Annotated in this window: 20 protein-coding genes and 2 pseudogenes; 3 read left to right on the top strand and 19 right to left on the bottom strand. The window is 69.8% G+C overall.

Going from position 1 to position 20111, the window contains the following annotated elements; all coding sequences use genetic code 11:
• Positions 1-551: 551 nt before the first annotated feature.
• The 10 genes from FGX59_RS06300 to FGX59_RS06255 form a co-directional block, all read right to left on the bottom strand.
• On the bottom strand, positions 552-833 hold the full coding sequence (locus tag FGX59_RS06300; RefSeq protein ID WP_138465672.1) for a hypothetical protein: 282 nt from the start codon (positions 831-833) through the stop codon (positions 552-554).
• Positions 834-1013: 180 nt separating this feature from the next.
• Positions 1014-1316, bottom strand: coding sequence for a putative quinol monooxygenase (locus tag FGX59_RS37495; RefSeq protein WP_171060533.1), 303 nt, complete (start codon positions 1314-1316; stop codon positions 1014-1016).
• A gap of 1484 nt (positions 1317-2800) precedes the next feature.
• On the bottom strand, positions 2801-3694 hold the full coding sequence (locus tag FGX59_RS06290) for a Hint domain-containing protein (protein ID WP_138465670.1): 894 nt from the start codon (positions 3692-3694) through the stop codon (positions 2801-2803).
• Positions 3695-4737: 1043 nt separating this feature from the next.
• On the bottom strand, positions 4738-5733 hold the full coding sequence (locus tag FGX59_RS06285) for a Gfo/Idh/MocA family protein (protein WP_138465669.1): 996 nt from the start codon (positions 5731-5733) through the stop codon (positions 4738-4740).
• Positions 5730-6617: a sugar phosphate isomerase/epimerase gene (locus tag FGX59_RS06280; protein WP_138465668.1), complete on the bottom strand. Its 888-nt coding sequence runs from the start codon at positions 6615-6617 to the stop codon at positions 5730-5732. The genes FGX59_RS06285 and FGX59_RS06280 overlap by 4 nt, the downstream gene beginning before the upstream one ends.
• Positions 6618-6631: 14 nt before the next feature.
• Entirely contained in the window at positions 6632-7465 is an 834-nt protein-coding gene (locus FGX59_RS06275; RefSeq protein ID WP_138465667.1) for a carbohydrate ABC transporter permease, read from the bottom strand.
• Complete coding sequence (locus FGX59_RS06270; RefSeq protein ID WP_171060532.1) at positions 7465-8394, bottom strand: carbohydrate ABC transporter permease; 930 nt, start codon at positions 8392-8394, stop codon at positions 7465-7467. Before FGX59_RS06270 ends, FGX59_RS06275 begins: the two co-directional genes overlap by 1 nt.
• Positions 8395-8465: 71 nt before the next feature.
• Positions 8466-9677, bottom strand: a complete 1212-nt coding sequence (locus FGX59_RS06265) for a sugar ABC transporter substrate-binding protein (protein WP_138465666.1) — start codon at positions 9675-9677, stop codon at positions 8466-8468.
• A gap of 29 nt (positions 9678-9706) precedes the next feature.
• The gene (locus FGX59_RS06260; protein WP_138465665.1) at positions 9707-10615 is read right to left on the bottom strand and encodes an alpha/beta hydrolase; all 909 of its coding nucleotides are present in this window, start codon (positions 10613-10615) and stop codon (positions 9707-9709) included.
• A complete protein-coding gene (locus FGX59_RS06255; RefSeq protein WP_138465664.1) occupies positions 10612-11313 on the bottom strand; it encodes a GntR family transcriptional regulator in 702 nt (233 codons plus the stop codon). The genes FGX59_RS06260 and FGX59_RS06255 overlap by 4 nt, the downstream gene beginning before the upstream one ends.
• Positions 11314-11434: 121 nt before the next feature.
• Here FGX59_RS06255 and FGX59_RS06250 point away from each other — a divergent pair, with 121 nt between their 5' ends.
• The gene (locus FGX59_RS06250; RefSeq protein WP_138465663.1) at positions 11435-12511 is read left to right on the top strand and encodes an ABC transporter ATP-binding protein; all 1077 of its coding nucleotides are present in this window, start codon (positions 11435-11437) and stop codon (positions 12509-12511) included.
• Between the two features lie 464 nt (positions 12512-12975).
• Here the strand turns inward: FGX59_RS06250 and FGX59_RS06245 are convergent, their stop codons facing one another.
• Positions 12976-13239: a hypothetical protein gene (locus FGX59_RS06245; protein ID WP_138465662.1), complete on the bottom strand. Its 264-nt coding sequence runs from the start codon at positions 13237-13239 to the stop codon at positions 12976-12978.
• Between the two features lie 127 nt (positions 13240-13366).
• Positions 13367-14572, bottom strand: a complete 1206-nt coding sequence (locus tag FGX59_RS06240; RefSeq protein ID WP_138465661.1) for a Bcr/CflA family efflux MFS transporter — start codon at positions 14570-14572, stop codon at positions 13367-13369.
• A gap of 136 nt (positions 14573-14708) precedes the next feature.
• On the opposite strand from FGX59_RS06240, the gene FGX59_RS06235 reads away from it, so the two are divergent.
• A complete protein-coding gene (locus FGX59_RS06235) occupies positions 14709-15287 on the top strand; it encodes a TetR/AcrR family transcriptional regulator (RefSeq protein WP_138465660.1) in 579 nt (192 codons plus the stop codon).
• Positions 15288-15294: 7 nt separating this feature from the next.
• Here the strand turns inward: FGX59_RS06235 and FGX59_RS06230 are convergent, their stop codons facing one another.
• The 7 genes and pseudogenes from FGX59_RS06230 to FGX59_RS06200 form a co-directional block, all read right to left on the bottom strand.
• Positions 15295-15696 (bottom strand): periplasmic heavy metal sensor, encoded by a 402-nt coding sequence (locus FGX59_RS06230; protein ID WP_138465659.1) that lies wholly within the window; start codon positions 15694-15696, stop codon positions 15295-15297.
• The gene (locus FGX59_RS06225) at positions 15696-16031 is read right to left on the bottom strand and encodes a hypothetical protein (protein ID WP_138465658.1); all 336 of its coding nucleotides are present in this window, start codon (positions 16029-16031) and stop codon (positions 15696-15698) included. The genes FGX59_RS06230 and FGX59_RS06225 overlap by 1 nt, the downstream gene beginning before the upstream one ends.
• Entirely contained in the window at positions 16028-16591 is a 564-nt protein-coding gene (locus tag FGX59_RS06220; RefSeq protein ID WP_138465657.1) for an RNA polymerase sigma factor, read from the bottom strand. The genes FGX59_RS06225 and FGX59_RS06220 overlap by 4 nt, the downstream gene beginning before the upstream one ends.
• 78 nt (positions 16592-16669) lie before the next feature.
• Positions 16670-16966, bottom strand: coding sequence for a hypothetical protein (locus FGX59_RS06215; RefSeq protein ID WP_138465656.1), 297 nt, complete (start codon positions 16964-16966; stop codon positions 16670-16672).
• A 54-nt stretch (positions 16967-17020) separates the two neighbouring features.
• Entirely contained in the window at positions 17021-17416 is a 396-nt protein-coding gene (locus tag FGX59_RS06210) for a signal transduction protein (protein ID WP_171060531.1), read from the bottom strand.
• 135 nt (positions 17417-17551) lie between these two features.
• Positions 17552-17716, bottom strand: a pseudogene (locus FGX59_RS06205) (mannonate dehydratase); the annotation flags it as partial.
• A gap of 75 nt (positions 17717-17791) precedes the next feature.
• A pseudogene (locus tag FGX59_RS06200) lies at positions 17792-18898 on the bottom strand (ISAs1 family transposase).
• Positions 18899-19194: 296 nt separating this feature from the next.
• Between FGX59_RS06200 and FGX59_RS06195 the strand changes: the two are divergent.
• Positions 19195-19896, top strand: a complete 702-nt coding sequence (locus FGX59_RS06195; protein ID WP_138465654.1) for a GntR family transcriptional regulator — start codon at positions 19195-19197, stop codon at positions 19894-19896.
• Positions 19897-20111: the final 215 nt, after the last annotated feature.

Raw genomic sequence — 20111 nt, 5'->3', positions numbered from 1 at the left:
GCCGCCCCGCCACGGAGGGATGGCGGCGCGTGCCGGCGCAGCCACCGGACCGGGGGCTGGCCAGGCGGAGCCGCAGGTCGCGATACCGGGACGCTGGCAATGGCACGCCCCCGCCGTGCACTCGTCCGAACAGCATGTCCGACCGCCTCCGGCCCGGTCCAAGCCCCGGCCGGGGCGGGGCGGCCCGTCCTCCTTCCCTGCCCGGCCGCGGCACGCTCAGCGCATCGCCCGCGCGCGCTTCCGCCGCCGCCGGGCGGGATGTCCCGGCCTCCGGGCAACCGGCGGAACTGCGTCGGGGTCTGGTCCATGATATCCCGGAAGGCCGCGTCGAAGGAGGAGACCGAGCAGTAGCTGACCTGGAGCGCGACCTCGGTCACGTGGGCATCGCGTCCGCAGAGCAGGTCCACCGCGCAGAACCCGGATCCGGCGCAGCGTCTCGCGCCAGGTCAGCCCCAGTTCGCCGGAGAATCTGCGGGCCAGCGTCCGGGGCGTCAGGCCCGCCGCGGCTGCGATCCCGGCGAAATGCGGCGGTCCCGCAGCGGCGGCCGCGGTCAGGTCCAGCGCTTTGCCAGCGCCCGGCTGTGTGGCACGGGCAGGACGCAGCGGCCGGGCCGCACCGCCAGCCGGCAGGCCGCCATACCCAGCGCGGCCAGGAGTTGCGGCAGATCGGCCGCGGGCCGGGCCCTGCCGGCGCTCAGGCGGCGGCACTCCCGCACAAGATCCCGGGCCAGCGGCGAGATCTCGAACACCGCCAGCGGCTGCGGCAGCCGGAACATGGCGGGATCGAAAAGCGCCGAGGCCGAGACCAGTCGCTTCGGAATCGAGATCGTCACGGGATGGCCCGCGCGACCAGCGCCACCCGCAGCGGCGGCAGGAGCCAGCGCGGCCCGCCCGCTTCTAGGCATAACGATCCCTCGAGCGCATAGAGGAAATAGGGCCGGTCCATGCAGAATGGCCGCGGCCCGGCTGGCCCGAAGCCCTGGTCGACGAGGCTGGTCCGCCCCGGCACGGGCTCAGCCGCCGCCCGGCAGCAGTGTTGCGGCGAAGCGGCGCCTCGAGGGCGGCGCGATCATCAGCGGCCGGACCGCGGCACCGAAGGCGCGGAAGTCGCCGGAGGCACGCGAGGCATCGAAATCCGCCCCGGTCTGCCATTCACGCAGCATGCCCAGGGCGGTGCCGTCGCCGGGCCCGGCGAAGGCCACGAAGGCGATATTGCCCGGCATCGCGCGGATCTCAGCGGCGCTTTCCAGCAGGGTGCCCGGCGCCCGCGGACGATCCTCGGGCGCGGTGGTGAAGCGCAGATGGACGACGAGCATGTTCCTCCTTTCAGCGGGGGCGTCTGCGGCAAGGTCGCGACCATCCCGGCATGCCGCCGCCTGTCCGGCTTCCGCCGCCGGGACAGGTTTGCGCCCCGGCCGGACAATCGGCGGTCCCCGGCCCGGGCGCCGGGCGCATCTGCTCATTTCTTCCCCGCGCCAAGCAAAGTGGCCGCGCCCTGCGGCCCGGCGCAGCGCCTCGAGGCCGCCTGCCCGCATCTTCAGGCGCTGCCAGCCGCTTCAGCCGCCGGCCGTGCCGGGGTTCTCGCCCGCCAGTGCTCACTGATGCTGCCAGCTGCACCATCGGCCCGGAGCCGCCTTTCCGCCGAAGGACGTCCGCCCCGGCTTGGCGCCGTGGTCGCGAAGAACGAACTCGGCAGCCGATATCTGCCGCGCCGCGATCCCGTCGAGGCTGGCACCAGGACGCATCGCCGGAAGAAGCCGCCCTGCCGCGTCGAGCAAGGCGACCTATTCGGAGCTGCTTGCCCTCCGCGAAGCAGCTCCGTTTCGGCCAGCTGCACGAGCAGGCTGCTGAAAAAGGAAACCAGCGCCTCGTCGTGGAGGAATCCGTTCCGGACCTGGTCAGGTGATTTCTTCAGGGATGGGCAAGTCCAGCCGCTTTCAGGACGCGTGTTCCAGTCTTGCCCCCAGCTCCCCGGCCAAACGGACTGTTTCAGCGCCCTGCAAGGGCCAGCTGTCAGTGGATCACCGAGCGCGCTGCGGTCATCGGGCCGCCAGCCACGGCGGCATGCTCCGGCACGAACCGGATCGCAGGCATGGCGCACTGGCCCTCGGGGTCCGCGGCGGCTGGCCGATCGAGATGAATGACAAGGAAGACGTGCCGGGCAATAGGGCAAGCTGGCAGAGCGCGGCCGCGAAGACACCCGAAGCGGGAAGGCCGGGATCGGTCCTCTCCCGGGTCCCTGTGCGGAAGCCGGAAATCCCGACGACCGGGGCTGGCTCCGTGCCCACGGGCGGGACCGCATCGCGTGCGGGCCATTCGGTGCCCGGTGGTCTGTCGCAGAAGCCGGTCTGGACATGACGCGACTGGCTGCCAGGACCGGCAGAAGATGCGGGAGGAACGCGCCCTCCGCGAGGCTGCCGCCGGGCTCCGCGGCGATAGGTCCGAAGCGGCCCTGGCGGGGCGGGCGGAACAGCAGGCAGGTCGCGGTCAATGGAGCGGAAGGGCTCGGCTCCGGCGGAAAGGCTGCCGCCTGCATGCAGCGGCCGGGGACCGGGTCCCGCCTGCGGCACGGGCCGCGGGCAAGAGGCTGTCCAGCGGCCCACGGCGCGAGGTCCGGAGAGAGGGCCGCCGCGGCCAATGGCGGCGGAGGCCGGGCCCTTGCCGCCCGAACTGCGGGGCACCGGCCGAGACCGCTGCGGCGCTGTCTTTCCCTGGGGCGAAGACCAGCGCGGACCTGCGCGGACCTGCGGGATCCGGCAGGCCCGGGGATGGAGGCGCGCTGCCGCGCCTCCGGGGGGCGTCAGGCTGCCTTAGCCGGGGCCAGACGGGCCTTGATCGCCGGCGGGACCAGGCGGGCGGCAGAGACGCGCGGCATCGCCATCTCGGGGATGGTCCGCTCCTTGCCGTAGAGGTCCAGGTATTCCTGGTAGTTGTCGAAGCCCTGGCGGCGGACGTAGTCGACATAGCTTTCCGCAGCCGCGCCATTGGCCAGGATGACCTCGTGCGCTTCGGTCTCGACGTGGAAATAGGTGACGTGCTCGGCCAGTGCGGCCATCGGTTCGTAGCAGATCGTCGTGCCGTTCACGAGCGCGCTGGCATTGATCGCCAGACCGTCCAGGATCAGCGCGTGATCCGCGGTCAGGACCAGATCCGCATGCGGCACGCCGGCGCCCAGGGCGCCCGCCTTGACGCGGACCGGGACGAAGCGCTCGGCCGGGGTGAAGCGCTTGTGCACCGTCTGGCGCGCCAGCCACAGCACCTTGGTCGTGCCGCCGCCGGCCACCGAGATCTCGTCGCCGATCTCCAGCGTCTCGACGGCGCGCTCGCCGAGCGGCGTCGCGATCATCGTGCCCGCAGCGAAGCAGTTCGGGGTGTTGACGGCGTCGAAGCTGTTCTTGTTCACGACCGGCGGCCAGTCCACCGACTCCGGCGAGGCCGAATGGCCGAACAGGACCCGCTCGCCGGTGCAGTCATTGGTCGTGACGAGGAAGAGCTCGCCGTCGATATCCATCGAGCCTTCGAAGGTGAAGGTGTCCGAACCGCAGGTCAGGGTCTCGCCGACTTCGAAGATGCCGTCATCGCCGTCATCGTGCAGCTCGCCATGGGCAACGGTCTCCGAATGCGTGTTCGTCGTGTGCGAACCGCCCCGCGGCTGGCCCCAATTGCTATAGATATTAAATTCATACGAAGCCATTTTCGATTTCCCATACTGAACAGGTCCAACAATGCGACAGGGCATTAACGAAGCTTTCGGCACCTGAAAAGAGAAAAATTGCGGCCCCCATTTACGCCGCGTCCGCATTTCCATCGAAAGTTGCAGAGAGGGGATAAAACTTTCCCGCAGAACAAGTTGCGAAATTAATAAAACGGGCTTTGCAAAAGGCAATCCACGGGTCAGCAGGGAAGAAAACTGCAATCAAAAGTGGAAAATCCGGCTCGGATATGCCGCTGGATCACGCTTTTCTCATAATATATTTATATTTTTACCATTATTTTTCTGTTACTTACCAACCAACACTACCCGAACGGATAGGCGCCGCCACTCTTTTGGAGGACATTCTCCATCCGTCCGGAACCGAACCTACCGGTTTGGAAGGAGGGAATACCTGACGGATTACTTTCTTCCCGAAAGGGCAATGAACCTGCATCCGAACTGGACATAATAAGGGAATCAGGAGGTTTCGAAACTCCCGCATTCATCCCATCGGACACTCACTAAATCCGGAGGTACCCGAAATGTGATTCCCCGAGAAATTCGGTGAATTCGAAAACTGCCCTTTGAGAAGATACTTCCTATCCAAAACGATAGGTCCGCGGAGGCCTTGCCCGGCCCGGCATTCCCGAGTCGGCCGGCAGGGAACAAGCGTGCCCGGCGACCGGCACGGCACGGCGGGGGCCCTTGGCGAAGATGCGGGCAGGCGCAGGGACGGGTTCGGCCGCGCCCGCATTGCAGGTCGCGGGCATCCGCGGGCAGCCAAGCGGGCAGGCGATCGCGCGCGGCTGCATACAGGGGAATTTGGCGGTGGCGGGCTGGCCGGACATGGCTCAGCGCCGCTCGGCCCGGCCAGACGGGCGCTTGGGCCGGAGGAACCGGCCGGGGATGTGCCGGCGCCATGCAGGCCGGCCGGGACGGGGTCATTTGCGCCCGAAGGGCCGCGATCTGCGGCCCGGTTCATTGCGGAAGGTCAGGCAGCCGGGGGCTGCCCGGCGGGGACCTGGGCCCCCGCCCGGACGGCGTCAGGCGCCGATCTGCGCGACCATGCGTTCCAGCCGCTCCATCGCCCGGACCCCGTCCTCGATGCCGGGCACCGCGCGGGCCTCGCCGCGCAGCACTGCGGCCGCATCGGCCAGCAGCGCGGCATAGCCCTTGTGGTCCTCGTTGGCGGCGGCGGTGAAGTTCGGCCGCCAGCTCAGCGTGTCGCAGGCCGGGTCGAGCGTCGCCGCCGGGTCCTCCGCCTTGAAGGGCGGGTCGCGGTAGAGCGCCACGTCGATGATGTTGTCGACATGGAGCCGCGCATGGTCGCCCATGATGCGGATCTCCTCCATCGGGGTGCCGCGCGACTGCACCGTGCCCATCACGACATTGCCGATCACGCCCGCCGCGGTGGTGAAGTTGAGATGCAAGAGCAGCCGCCCCGGCGCGGGAGATATGCTGCGCACGGTCATGTCGCCGAAATCGTCGCCCGCGAACCAGGGGATCAGGTCCATGTAATGGATGCAGTGATGCAGGTAGAAGCCGGTATAGTCCGGCTCGCCCTCGAAATAGGTGGGCGCGGTCATGTAGGCGCCGGTGACGCCGAGCACCGGGCCGAAGCTGCCGCCGTCGAGCACGTTCTTCGCGATCCGGTTGCCGGTGGAGTAGCGCTTCATGAAGCCGACGATCACCGGCTTGCCCGCCTTCTCCGCGGCGGAGGCCACCTCGCGCGCGCCCGCGGCGGTGGCGGCGGGGGGCTTCTCCATGAAGACCGGCAGGCCCGCCTCCAGCGCGGCGATGGTGGCGGCGCGGTGCAGGTCCGGCCCCACGGCCATGCCGATGGCGTCGAGCCCCGGCGCGGCGATCAGGTCGCGGAAATCGGAATGCAGCGCGGCGACGCCGTATTCCGCCGCAGTGCGCGACAGCATCCCGGGGTCGCGGTCGCACAGCGCGGCGATGCGGATGCCGTTGCGGCCGAGCTGCGGCAGCAGCATCTGGCGGGCATGCCGCCCGCAGCCGATCCAGCCGATATTGATCATTGGTCCACCTCCGCCAGGGCCAGCGCATTGCGGATCACGCCGAGCCCGGCGCGCAGCTTGGCGCTCTCGTCCTCTCGCGGGGCGCGCCAATGCGCGATCGGCAGCGCGATGCGGTCGTCGGCGCGGCGGAAAGGCTCCAGCGAGACCGGCCCGTCATAGCCCGCCTGCGCCAGCGCGCGCATCACCGCGGGCCAGTCGATATGGCCGGTGCCGGGATGGCCGCGATGGTTCTCGTTGGCCTGGAAATGCGCGATCCGGCCGCCCGCCATGCGGATCGCGTCGGGGATGGAGCGGTCCTCCATGTTCATGTGGAACGTGTCGAGCATCAGCTTGAAGGCGGGATGGCCCACCGCGTCCACCAGCTCGCAGGCCTGCCGCGTGGTGGAGAGGATGTCGGTCTCGAACCGGTTCAGCGCCTCGACCGCGAGGGTCACGCCCGCGGCGCCGGCAAGCGGCGCGATCTCGGCGAAGGCGGCGATGGTGCGCGCGGCCCGCGCGGCGATCTCGGCATCCGAGCGCGGCACCGGCGGGCGCCCGGCGAAGACCATCGGCTCGCCGTAGAGCGGACCGCCGACAATGCCGCAGCCCAGCTCGGCCGCGGTGTCGATGCAGAATTTCAGGTAGTCCATCCCGCCCTGCCGGTTCGCGGGATCCTCCGAGGCGACCGAGCGCTGCGGGCTCACCCGCGCGGCCAGCACGGTGAAGATCCCCGCATCCTCGGCAGCGCGCTTGACCTCGGCGACGGAGAGCCCGTCCTCGGGCTCGGGCACCAGCAGCTCGACGAAGTCGAAGCCGAGCTCCGCGGCCGTCCGGAAGTGGTGCAGGTCGCGGCCCGTGAAGGGCCGGGTGAACTGCATGGAGATGATGCCAATGGGGTTTTTCAAGTCTCGTCCTTTCCTCAGCCCTTCACCGCGCCCTGGGTCAGGCCGGAGATCAGGCGTTTCTGCACCAGCAGGAACAGCACCGTGGCCGGCAGGGCGCCGACGATGCCGCCCGCCGTCAGGAGCCCCCATTGCACCTCGTACTCGCCGATCAGGGTCTGCACGGCGACGGTGATCGTGCGCACGTTGCGGCCGCCGAGCGTCAGCGCGTAGAGGTACTCGTTCCAGGAGGTGATGAAGATGTAGATGCCGGTGGCGATGATCCCCGGCAGGCAGAGCGGCAGCACCACGCGGAAGAGCGCCTGCAGCCGCGTGCAGCCATCGGTCATCGCCGCCTCGTCGAGCGAGCGCGGGATGCCGTTCATGTAGCTGACCATCATCCAGATCGAGAACGGGATGGCGACGGTCGAATTGGCGATGATCAGCGCCGCATGGGTGTCGAGCAGCCCCAGCACCCGGAAGAGCACGAAGAGCGGCAGGATCAGCAGGACCAGCGGGAACATGTTGATCAGCAGGAACTGCAGCATCAGCAGGCGCTTGCCGGGGAAGTTGAAGCGCGAGAAGGCATAGGCCGCGGTCACGCTCAGCGAGAGCCCCACCGCGACCGTGCCGCAGGCGACGATCAGGCTGTCGAGCAGGTTCGAGCCGAAGCCCACCGTGTCGAAGAGCCGGGCGTAGTTCTCGAAGGTCGCGTTCCAGATCGACGGCCCCTCGGTGAACAGCGTGTCCTGGTCGCTGACCGAGGTCAGGAACATCCACAGGTACGGACCCAGCGTGAAGGCCAGGATCGCCGCCATCGGCAGGTCCACCGTCAGGATCCGGCGGAGCGCGGAGGGTCTGCGGAGCGCCATCACTGCACCGCCTTTCCGGCGCGGCGCAGGTAGACCACGACGACGCCCATCAGGAGCAGCGTGAAGAGCACGGCGATGGCCGAGCCGTAGCCGAAATCCAGGTTCGTGCGCGCCTTGACGAAGGCGTAGAGCGGCAGCGTGTAGGTCGCGTAGCCGGGTCCGCCGCCGGTCATCACGAAGATCACGTCAAAGCTGTTGGCCACCCAGATCAGCCGCAGGAGCACGGCGGTCATCATCACGCCGGAGATGCCCGGCAGGGTGATGTGCCAGAACTGCCGCCAGGCGGAGGCGCCGTCGATCGCGGCCGCCTCGTAGTAGCTTTTCGGGATCGACTGCAGCCCGGCGAGGATCATCACCGCGAAGAAGGGGAAGCCCTGCCAGGTCAGCGTCAGGATGATCGCGGCCAGCGCCGTGTCGGGATCGGCGAGCCAGGGCACCGCCTGGCGGATCAGTCCGAGCCTGAGCAGGAACTCGTTGGCGACGCCGTAATTGCTGTCGTAGATCCAGACCCACATCAGCGCGATCACCACCGAGGGCAGCGCCCAGGGGATGATGATCAGCGCCCGCGCGACGGGCCGCCAGGGGAAGGGCTGGTTCAGGAGCATCGCGGTGGCCAGCCCCAGAAGCAGCTGCGCCGGAATGGTCGTGGCCATCCAGATCACGGTATGGCCGAGCGAGATCCAGAAGACCTCGTCGCCGAGCGCCCGGCGGAAATTCTCCAGCCCGACCCAGTCGAAGTCATTCGGGCGGAAGAGCACGTAGTCGTGCAGGCTCATCCAGGCGGTCTGGACCATCGGCAGGAAGACGATCGCGAGGGTGACGATGACGGCCGGGGACAGCATCGCGTAGGGCAGCACCCGCCGCGACAGCGCGCGGCGCGGCAGGCTGCCATCTGGGGTCTGGGCATGGGTCATGGTTGCGTCGGTCATGGTCCGGATCGCTTCGGGGGGAACGGGGAATGCGGGCGGGCCGGGGCGGCGGGCGCCCCGGCGGGCTCGGGTCAGTCGTCGAAGAGCGCGGTGATCTCTTCGTTCATCTCGGCGGCGGTGATGTCGCCGGTCAGCACGCGCTGCATGGCGGTCGGCCAGACGGTGTTGACGAAATCCGCGGTGGCGGAGCTGTTCGGCAGCAGATGCGCGAAGGGCAGGCTATCGACCGTGGCCTCGACGAAGCGCTGGGGGTGCAGCGACCAGCTCTCGCTGTCGGACTTGACCACCGGCAGCTGGCCGGTCGCCTCGTTGAACCGCGCGTTGTTGCCCGCCGAGGACAGGAAGGCGATCCACTTCCAGGCGGCCTCCTTGTCCGAGGCGGAGGACAGCACCGCGGTGCTCTCGTCGCCGAAGGAGGTCCAGCGGCCGCCGCCGCATTCGGGCACCGGCGCGGCCGAAACCTTGTCGCCGAGCGCCTCGGCCATGCCGTTCGCCGAGCCGATATGGTGGATGGTCATCGCGGTCTTGCCGGCCTTGAAGGCGCCGATGATCTCCTGGAAGCCGTCATTCGGCGCGGAGGGCGGGAACACCTTGTCCTCGCGGAAGAGGTCGGCCACGAATTGCGTGCCCGCGGTCCCCGCCTCGCTCGACAGCCCGTCGGTCAGGCTGACGCCGTCGCGCGCCAGGGTGAAGCTCGCCCAGTGGTCATGCCCGCCCTTGGCGCCGCGGAAGCCGAAGCCGTAGACATCGGTCTGTCCGTCGCCGTCGGTGTCGCGGGTCAGCGCCTTGGCCGCCGCGCGGAAGTCCTCGCAGGTCTGCGGCACCTCCAGTCCCAGCTCCTCGAACATGTCGGCGCGGTAGTAGAGATAGAGCACGACATACTGCACCGGCAGGTAGTAGTGGCTCCCGTCGGCCGCCTTCGTCAGCTCCAGCAGGTTGTCCTGCAGCCCGTCCGTGCCCTCCCAGGCGGCCAGCTGTTCGTCGATCGGCTCCAGCGCGCCCATCTCCACCAGCCGCGGCTGGGCGAACATCTTGACCATCGCCGCGTCGGGGGCATTGCCGCCGATGATCGCGGTGTAGAGCTGGTCGTAATAGCTGTTCCAGGGCACGTTCTCGGCCTCGACCGTGATGCCCGGATTGGCCGCCTCGAATTCCTCGACCAGCGCGTCCATCGGGTTGTCGGCATTGTCGAAATGGTACCAGAAATGCACCGTGCTGTCGGCCTGCGCCAGCCCGGCGGCGAGGGCCAGCGCCGAGGCCGCCCCGATCCTTGCGAGTTTCATGTGTCCTCCTCCCTGTTTGTCCCGCCTCCTCAAGCGGGTTTGCGTGCAAAGGCCTCTCCCGCCGCGGCGAAGGCGTCGCGCGCCTCCGGCAGGGCGCTGCCCATCTGCATGAAGCCGTGGACGACCCCCTCCGCGAGGTCGAACCGGTCGCTGCGCCCCAGCGCGGCGAGCCGCGCAGCCAGAGCTTCGGTGTCCGAGCGCAGCGGGTCGAGCCCGGCCGCGTTGAGATACAAGGGCGGCAGCGCGGCCAGGGCCGCATCCGTGGCCGCCAGCGGCGCCACCTCCGGGTCGCCGCGCGCCGCTTCGGGCGCATACCAGTCCCAGTAGCGCTGCATCTTGGCCCGGGTCAGACCGGGGCCGAATTCATGGGCGATGTAGCTCGGCGTCCCGAAATCCGCGCCGTAGACGCCGTAGAACAAGAGGCCCATCGCCGGCAGCGCCGCCCCCTGCCCCGCCATCCGCAGCATCGCCGCCAGCGCCAGGTTCGCCCCCGCGCTGTCCCCGGCCATGCTCCAGCGGCGCGCCGGATCGCGCGCCTCCCAGGCGGCCAGCACATCCTCCAGCCCGGCCGGATAGGGATGCTCGGGCGCCAGCCGGTAGTCCACCGTCAGCACCGGGCAGGCGCAGGCAATGGCCAGCCGCCGCGCCGCGCCCTCATGGGTCGCCGCCGAGCAGAAGGCCCAGCCGCCGCCATGGACATGCAGGATCGCCTCGCCGCCCGTGTCGTTCCCGGGCACGACCAGCCGCGCGGGCATGCCGGCCTGCATCACCGTCCGCGCCTCTGCCACCTTTGGCAGATCGGCATTCCAGCGCAGGTTCGTCAGCGCCGCCAGCGCCCGCCCGGCCTGCGGGTCGAGCAGCGTCGGATCGCCCAGCCCGGCATCCTCCGCCGCCAGACGGTCCAGAACGGCCTGCATGCTGGCAGTCGGCGCGCTCATTCCGCCCCCTCCGCACCGGTCAGGTCGGGCCCGAAATCGACGATGGTCGCGATGTGATGGGCCAGCAGCGCCTGCAGCCGCGGCACGTCCCCGGCCTCCAGCGCCTCGAGGATCGGCACATGCCGCTCGGCGGTCTCCTCCAGCGCGCGGTTCGGCTGCGAGTTCAGGATCTTGTAGCGGTGGGCATGGATCAGGCAGCGGGTCAGGATCGGCGCGACCAGCGGCAGATCCGCCGCCGCGAAAAGCCTGGCATGGAAGGCCCGGTCCTGCACCGACAGCAGGTATTCGTCCGCGTCGCGCGCCGCGTTGCGCATCGCGTTGAGATGGCCGTGCAACCCGGACAGGAGCGCCGCGTCGCTGTGCTCGACAACCCGGTCGATATGGCGGCATTCGATCTCGCGGCGCAGCTGCAGGAGCGCCCGGGCATCGGCGGCCGGACAGGGCGCGACATGCGTGCCGCGGTTCGGCAGCCGCTTGACCAGCCCCTCTTCGCTGAGCTGCATCAGCGCCTCGCGCACCGTCCCCTGGCTGCAGCCGAAGCGCTGCGCGAGGTCCAGCTCGGTCAGCGCCAGGCCCGGCGCGAGGCTGCCCAGCACGATCTCCCGCTGCAGCGCCACGAAGACCGCATGGCTCCGGCGGCTGGACTGGCGCGGCACGAAATCGGCCAGCGGCGGCGTGCTGAAGCTTTCGACGGCCATCTTGCGGCTTGTCCTCCCCTCGGCCCGTTGCGGGCTTGTCATCCAGTCTCATTATCGATAACGTCAAAATTATCGATAATGCAAGCCCTGATTTTCGAGGGGGCGGCAGGGAGGAGGACCCATGGCCGATATCCGTCTGGACGGGATCGTGAAGGATTACGGCGCGCATCGCGCGATCCACGGCATCGACCTTTCGGTGCAGGATGGCGAGTTCGTCGCCTTCGTCGGCCCCTCGGGCTGCGGCAAGTCGACGATGCTGCGGATGATCGCCGGTCTCGAGGCGATCTCGGGCGGCACGCTGAGGATCGGCGGCCGGATCGTCAACGAGGTCGAGCCCAAGCACCGCGACGTGGCGATGGTCTTCCAGGACTACGCGCTCTACCCGCACATGACGGTGCGCGAGAATATCGGCTTCGGGCTGAAGATGCGCGGCCGCAAGCCCGCCGAGATCGCGCCCCGCGTCGAGGAGGCCGCGGCCATCCTGCAGATCGGCGATTTCCTCGACCGCAAGCCCGGCCAGCTCTCGGGCGGCCAGCGCCAGCGCGTCGCCATGGGCCGGGCGATCGTGCGCGAACCCTCGGTCTTCCTCTTCGACGAGCCGCTGTCCAATCTCGACGCCAAGCTGCGGGTGGAGATGCGCACCCAGATCAAGCGGCTGCACGCGATGCTGGGCACGACGACGGTCTATGTCACCCACGACCAGACCGAGGCGATGACGCTTGCCGACCGCGTGGTGGTGCTGCGCGGCGGGCGGCTGGTGCAGGAGGGCCCGCCGATGGAGCTCTATTCCCGTCCCAACTGCCGCTTCGTGGGCGAGTTCATCGGCTCGCCGCAGATGAACATCTTCTCCGGCACGCTGGACCGCAGCGGCAGCGCCCCGCGGCTGCGGGTCGGCAACCAGGCGCTCGATCTCGGCGCGGTGCCGGCGCGGGACGGGGCGCGGCTCGATATCGGCATCCGGCCCGAGCATCTGGTCCCGGCGGGCCCCGGCGAGACGCGGCTGACCCCGGTGGTGGATGTCTGCGAGCCACTGGGATCGGACACGCTGGCGATCTGCCGCTTCGCCGGGCAGGAGCTGACCGCGCGGCTCGCCCCCGACATCCCGCTGCAGCGCAACCAGGAGATCCCGCTGGGCTACGACACCGCCGATCTGCACTATTTCGACGGCGAGACCGGCCAGCGGCTGGAAGCCGCCTGAGCCCGCCCGGCGGCCGGCATCCGCCGTCTGGCGCCCGCATGTCGGGGGCGCCGCCCCTCTGCACGGGCCCGGTTGCGGCGGCAGGGCGGCTCCTCCGGGCGCCGGTCCATGGGGAGAGGCATGCCGCCCGCTCCCGGACGCCGTCGGGAACGCCCGCCTGTACCAGCCCCCCGCTTCGACGTGCAGCCTCTACCGGAGCGGTCTAGCGGCAGGGCATCGCTCCGGACCGACCACCGGCGGGCCAGTGTCCGCAAGGCGAGACGGGGCGGCCCATCGCGCGGGAGGCCGCGCATTATGCCCCCTCGGTCACGCAGGCAGATGGAGACCGGCGGACGGCCTGGCCCCGGAAAGGCGCGAAGCACGTTTTCGCGCCTTCGACGAACACCGCCGGGCGATGCGGGATTTAACGGCTGGAGCCGACGCCGGATCGCCCGGCGCCGATGACAGTCCGGCGCGCCCGGCGCTCAGCACTCCGCCATCGGCAGCATCGTCACCGAGATCAGCCGTCCGCGCGAACGGCCGAACCGGGCGCAGCTCTGGCTGCGGGGCTCGGACCAGTAGCTGGTCGCCCCGCGCGAGCGCACCTGCCGGTAGCCGAGCCCCTGCGCGACATCGACCGCGTCGCCATAGGACAGGCCCAGCAGCCCCGACAGATCTTCGGGGCTGGCGCGCACCGCCACGGTGCCCCCCGGGCTGCCGCAGCCCGCGGCAAGGGTAAGTAGCAGCATTGCAGTCAGGCTCCTCCGGCGCAGCGTCATGGCGGGTCCTTTCGGTCTCTTGTCCAGTGATGCTCCTATCCTGCCAGATGGGGCCGCGGAGCGGCTTTGGCAAATGCGTCCCGATGCCGCCGGAGGCTCAGCCCGCCGTCCGGTCCGCCGCCACCACCCCGCTGCGCCGCATCGCCAGCCAGAGGCCGAGCGCCGCCGCGCCGGGCAGCAGGATGCCGAGCGCCATGGCGAGCGCGGAGCCGCCGCTGCCGAGCGCCACGGAGCTGGAGACGAGGAAGGCGATGGCGAACTGGATCGCCCCGAGCAGCGCCGAGCCCATCCCCGCCCCGCCGCCGCTCGCGGCCATGGTGATCGACATCGCATTGGCCGAAAGCAGCCCGACCATGCCGATCGCGATCCAGAGCGGCACCAGCACCATCCAGAGCGCCGGGCTCTGCGACACCAGCGCCAGGACCGCCGCGGCCGCCACGAAGACCGGCAGGCCGGCATCGACGATGCGCTGCGGCTCGTGCCGGTTCAGCAGCCAGCTATTGACCTGGCCGAAGATCACCAGCGCCGCCGCCACCAGCCCGAAGAGCACGCCATAGGCGGTGGCGCCGAGCCCGTAGACCCCCTGGAACACGCCGGAGGAGCCGGTGATGAAGGCGAACATCGCCCCCTGGACCAGCCCGGCGACCAGCGCCGGGAAGAGGAAGGCGCGCCGTCCCAGCAGCCGCAGGGCATTCGCCCGCGCCGCGCCGAAGGGATCGGCGGCGCGCTTCTCGCGCGGCAGCGTCTCGGGCAGCACCGCCTGCGCCAGCGCCAGCGCCGCCAGCCCGACCGCGACCATGGCGACGAAGATCGACTCCCAGCCGAAGGCGCCGAGCAGCAGGCTGCCGATCGAGGGCGACAGGATCGGGCCCAGCGTCATCAGCATGACGAGCACGGTCATCATCTTGGCCGCCTCGCGCCCGCTATAGAGGTCGCTGACCACCGCGCGCCCGACCACCATCCCGGCGCAGGCGCCCACCGCCTGGAAGAAGCGCAGCGTGTTGAAGACCGCGATGTCGCGGGTCAGGAGCAGCCCGACAGACGTGGCGGTGAAAAGCACCACGCCGGCCAGCAGCGGCCCCTTGCGGCCGAAGGCGTCGATCAAGGGCCCCATCACCAGCTGCCCCGCGCAGAGCCCGAGGAAGAACAGCGACAGCGACAGCTCGGCACCCGAGCGGGTGGTGCCGAAAGCCTCGGCGATCTCGCCCATCGCGGCGAGATACATGTCGGTGGCAATCGGCGGAAAGACGGCAAGAAGCGCCAGGACGGCGGTGATCGCCGCTATGCGTGGCCGGGAATTCATGGTGACTGTTCCGTGACTGGTGATGGAAGGACAGGCAGGCGGTCCCCGCAGGGCCGCCATCTCTTGCTTGCCATTTAGTAGACCGCAGTCTATTTATCACCCGGGATCACTGTGCACCCGCGAACAGGAGCTGTGCATGCCAATGGAAACCGCCGCTCCCGGCCGCCCCCGCGACCAGAAGGTCGGCCTTGCGCTGAAGGCCGCCGCGCTGCGCCTGGTGCGCGAGAAGGGCTACCAGAATGTCTCGGTCGCCGAGATCCTGAAGCTTTCGGGGGTGGCGCGCCAGTCGCTCTACAACCGCTGGAAGACCAAGGCCGACCTGGTGATGGAGGCCTTCTTCGAAGATGCCGGCACCCGCGTCCGTCCTCCCGAATTCCGGCCCGGCCAACCGGCCCGCGCCGAGCTGGAGCGCTTCCTAAACGAGGTCTTCGACCATCTCGCCGCCAGCGACGGCACGCTGCGCAGCCTGATTGCCGCCGCCCAGGCCGATCCGGAATTCTGTCGGCTCTTCCATGACAGCTTCGTGCAGCCGCGCGAGGAAATGGTCGTCGATTTCCTCGCCGAGGCGCAGCGCCGGGGCGAGCTGCCGGCCGGGCGCGATCCGGCCATGCTCGCGGTCTTCATCCATGGGGCGTTCTGGTACCGGCTGCTCAACGGCCAGCCGATGGACCCGGCCCTGGCGCGGGCGATCGCCGCGGCCGCCTTCGGCGACTGAGCCCGGCTCAGCCGCCCGGGGCCTGCTCCTCCAGCGCGTCGAGCGCGGCCGCCTGGCTGGTGACGAGCAGCGCGTCGATGCTGGCGCGGAACGCGGCCATCGCCGCTTCGGTCGCGGCCCGGTCGAAGGGCTCGGCCGTGCCGGCCGCCACCACCTCCGCCCGGGCTGCCGCCACTGCATGCAGCGCGGGCAGGATCTCGTCGCGGTTCTCTTCCATCGCCCGGCGCAGGGCACGGCGCACCTCCGGCGGGTAGAAGGCCGCGGACCCGGCATCGCCGAGGAGTTCCGTCTTCAGCTGCCTGACCCGCAGCGCGGCGCCCAGCGTCACCGCATTGGCGGTCAGCGACACGGCCAGGAGCAGGAGCAGCCCGAGCCGACCGGGGCGGAGGCGTCTTGCAAGCGGCGCCATCACATCCCTCCCAGCAAGGCGCCCAGGTCCTTCAGCGCGAACATCATCAGAATATCCTCTCCGGCCAGCTGCGGCAGCAGCGCATAGCCCAGCCCGGCCGCCAGGATCAGCAGCCCGCCCAGCCCCGCCGCCCAGGGCAGCGGCTCGAAGACCAGCTCGCGCGCGGGATGCGGGTCATGGCCCTGCCCGGCCGGGTCCTCTGCCAGCGCGGTCATCACCGAGCGCGACAGCAGCGCCACGTCCGCGTCCCCCGGCGCCTGCAGCATCTCCGCAAGCCGCGCGTCGAATGTCTCGTCATCCTGGTGCATCTCGGCGCCTTTCCGATCTGAAGTCATGGCCGGTCCTCCCCGTCCAACCTGGTCCTGAGCGCCGCCCGTGCCCGCACGAGGAGCTGCTCTGCAGCACCCTCGCTGATCGAGAGCGCCGCGGCGATTTCCGACGTCGCAAGCCCGCCGGCGGCCTTCAGCAGGATCGCGCGGCGCTGCCGTTCGGGCAGTCCCGCGATCGCGTCGCGCGCCTGTGCCAGGCGCTGGCGGGCGGCCAGCCCGCCCTCGGCGCCCGGACTGTCATCCTCGGGCTCAGGCACGTCCTCGATGCCGACGAAGCGGCGGAAGCGGCCGCGCCGGTTGTGGTCGATGCACAGGTTCACCGCCATCCGGTAGAGCCAGGTCGAGACCGCGCCCCGGGCCGGATCATAGCGCCCGGCATGGCGCCAGGCCCTGAGGAACAGTTCCTGCGCCAGGTCCTCGGCCTCCGAGGGCTGGTGCAGCGCCCCGGCGATATAGCGCCGCAGACCGGGCCCGTAGAGGGCAATCAGGCGCATCAGCGCCCGGCGCTCGCCCGCGGCAAGCGCCTGCATGATCTCTCTGGGGTCTTCCGCTGCGCGTGCCGTCATCGGTCCTGTTCCGGTCGGGGGCGGGCCCTGCCTGCGCCGGCGGGCCCGCCTGGCCGGGTATCTGCGTCCGGCGGCCGCTCAGCGCGAGATGTTCTTGGTGCGGCCCGCGGTCTGGCCGTTCGGGCCCATGCTGTTCACCGAGGTCGTCGTGCCCGAGCTGTCGGTGGTGCGCAGGCGGTTCTTGGTCGCCGACTGCCCGCCCGCCGTGGTGGCCGTGCTGCTGGTCTCGCAGGCCGCCATGCCGTTGCCGCGGATGCAGTCGCGGTTGCGCGTCAGCTCGCCGCCATTGTCGAGCGTGACGGTGGCCGACTGGGCGACGGCACCGCCCGCGGGAAGGGCCAGGGCGAGCGCGGCGAGGAGAGCGAATGTCTTCATGGGAATTTCCTTTCCGGGACAGAGGGAGGAGAGAGGAAGGGGGGAGAGGCCGGGTCAGCCCTGGATGCGGGCCAGCGCGGCCGTCACGCGCTGCAATTCGCGCGCGTCGATGATGCCGTTGCCATTGCGGTCGGCACGGTCGAAGCCCTGCTTGCCCTGCAGGAATTCGGCTTCGCTGACGGCCCCGTCGCCATTGGCGTCGCGGCTCATGAATCGGCTGCCATCGGCTTTGCGGCCCTGCGCTGCCGCCGCCGCGGCGACATCGGCCCTGGTGACAAGCCCGTTGCCATCGGCATCGAGCGCGGCGAAGGCATCGGCCTGCATCGCCGTGAACTCCTCGCGCGACAGCGCCCCGTCGCCATTGGCATCATAGACGGCGATGATGTTCGACTGCGCAACGGCCGGTGCTGCCACGGCAATCGCGGCAAGGGCCAGGTATGCGAGTTTCATGACAAGCTCCGTATCTGCCATCGATACCAGCTATACGCGCGCCGCCCCCGCTCCCTACGCGGCATGGCGCGTTTTCCGGAAAAAACTGCAGGAAAAATCCGCACCCCGCAGCGGGACCCGGGCAAGTCATTGAAATTAAGATGCTCTGGCCAGATCAGGCCCCGGCTGCGTCAGCGTGCCATAGAGCCCGCGGAGCTCCGCCAGCCCCTTCAGCCGCCCGATCACCGGATAGCCCGGCTGCCCGCCGCGGCCGAGATCGCCGAGGATGGCCTGGCCGTGTTCGGGACGCATCGGCATCGCGTTCTGCCGCGCCCGGATCCCCTCCGGCGTCCCGGCATCGCCGGCCGCCCCCCCTCCAGGGCCATCGCGTTTGGACTATGTCTCCGGTAACTGACAGGAAAGATTTAGACGTCCGAGAAGAAACGCGTCGTCCCGGCCCGCCCGCTTCAGCTTGATGGAGAGCGATCCCTTCGAAGTGTCCGTCCGCACTACATCCAGCGCGCGGCGGCGCAGGACGGCAATGTTGGCCGGGCCGTTATCCTTGCGGTTACGGGCCGCGTCTTCCCTGAAGGATACGTCGAGCAGCCAGTGCAGTTCATTCTCGATCGCCCAGTGGGCGCGCACGGTGTCTATCAGGATCTCGGGGCTGGGCAGCCAGGACAGCGCGAAAATCCGGGTCTCCGAGGTGGTCCTGCCGTCGAATTCGCGCGTCGCCTCGATCTGCCCGAAGGCCTTCAGCCCCGGAAATTCATGATGCTCTGCCAGACCCTTGGCCGGAACGACCATGGCCCTGCAGGTCTCTGTGCGGCCGTGGCCGCTGTCTTCGGCGACTGCGACGGGATGCCCCTCGCGGAGCCTGTCCAGGCAGGCCCGGGCGTCGGACAGAAGCGAGTCCTGGTTGGCCTTCAGCGCCAGGCACCAGTCGCCGCCGCCTGCGTTGATCGCTGCAACCGTACGGCGGTTACAGTGCAGCGCGTCGGCCGTCACCACCTTGCCGCGGAGCGCGACGAGCCCGAGCGCCTCGATCGCGGCCGCCAGCTCGCCGCCCCGTTCGGCGGGCACCGTGGCCAGCGTCAGCCGCAGCCGCGCGGCATAGGCCGACACCATCATCCGCGTCCGTCCCGCCTCGGCGGCATCGCGCGAGCCGCGCAGGACCTTTCCGTCCACTGCGACGACATCGCCATCCCCCAGCGGGGCGGCGACCTCGGCCAGCACCTGTCCGAAGGCCGCGTCGAGCGCCTTCGGGTCGATCATGCGGAACACCGCCGAGAAGGTGTCGTGCGAGGGCACGGCATGGCGGAGTGTCAGGAAGTCTCTGAAAACATGTTCCTTAGCCTGGCCGAAAGCCGCCATCTCGGCACAGGAGGTCGCGCCGCAGAGCACCTAGACGAAGGCGATGACGAGCATCTCGCCGAGGTCGTGGCGGGCGTTGTCCGCACGGGGATCCGGGACGCCGTCGAAGGCGGAGAGGAACAGATGCATGGCGGCGGCGGGCTCCGGCGGCTGGTATCCGCCATCCAGAATCCATCCTAACCAACGCTGCAATGGCGGCTCTTCACGACCTCAAAGCCAAATGCGATTCCCCTGCCCCCCTCGACCCCGGCCCGCATCATGTCGCCGGTGCCCGCGCGGTCCGCCGGTCCGAACCAGCGCCAGGTCTGCCGCATCTGGCAGTCTCCCTCTCCGCGTCTTCCCTCGCCGGAGACGGAGCCTAGCGGTCCGCCGGGATGGCGACTAGTATGCCAGGACCTTCCGAACGGCAGCAGGAGCAGGCAGCCATGGATCCGCAGGTCTTCCTGTCCGAACGGCTCAGGTCATCAGAGGCAGTGGTGCCGCAGCTGGTCTGCATCCTGCGCGCCGCCATCGTCGAGAACCGCCTGCCTCCGGGCACGCGGCTGACCGAGACCGAGATCGGCAAGGCGATGGGCGTCTCCCGCCAGCCGGTGCGCGAGGCCTTCATCCGCCTCACCGACGAGGGGCTGCTCGATGTCCGGCCGCAGCGCGGCACTTTCGTGCGGCCGATCTCGCTGGAGGCGGTGCAGGATGCGCGCTTCGTGCGCGAGGCGATCGAGGCCGATATCGTCCGGGTCTGCGCGGCCACGCGTCCCGAGGGGCTGGTGCCCTCGCTGCGCGCCCAGATCGCCCGCCAGCGCCAGCTGGGCGCGGGCAGCTCGGCCGAATTCCTGCCGCTCGACAACCGGTTCCACCAGAGCCTGGCGGAGGCGGCCGGGCGGGCGCGGGCCTGGCAGATGATCGAGGGGCTGAACCGGCAGATGGACCGGATCCGCCATCTCGCTTCGCTGCATTTCCCGATCAGCGCGCTGGTCGACCATCACGAGGCGATCGCCGATGCGGTCGAGGCCGGCGATCCCGATGCCGCCGCCGCGACGATGCGGGCGCATCTGCAGATGATCCTCGACGACCTGCCCCGCATCCTTCGCGCCATGCCGCAGTTCTTCGAGGACGCCTCCTCCGGCTGAGCTCCGCCGATCCCGGCCGCGCCCGCCCCTTGCCCTTGCATCCGCCCCGCGCAGCACCCATTTCCGGCGTGCTCCCAAAAATGTGTTCGCTGTTGCAGAAAACGGAGGTTCCCTCCGGATCACAATTTCGATACATTCCTGTATGCAATGCCGTCCGAGCGGCCGACGCCGCCCGCCCCGGTCCCGCCGCGACGGAATGCGGCGCTTCGGCCGTT

The sequence above is a fragment of the Poseidonocella sp. HB161398 genome, from assembly GCF_005870025.1.
Classification (GTDB): domain Bacteria; phylum Pseudomonadota; class Alphaproteobacteria; order Rhodobacterales; family Rhodobacteraceae; genus Mangrovicoccus.
This window is presented reverse-complemented; position numbering and strand designations above follow the sequence as displayed.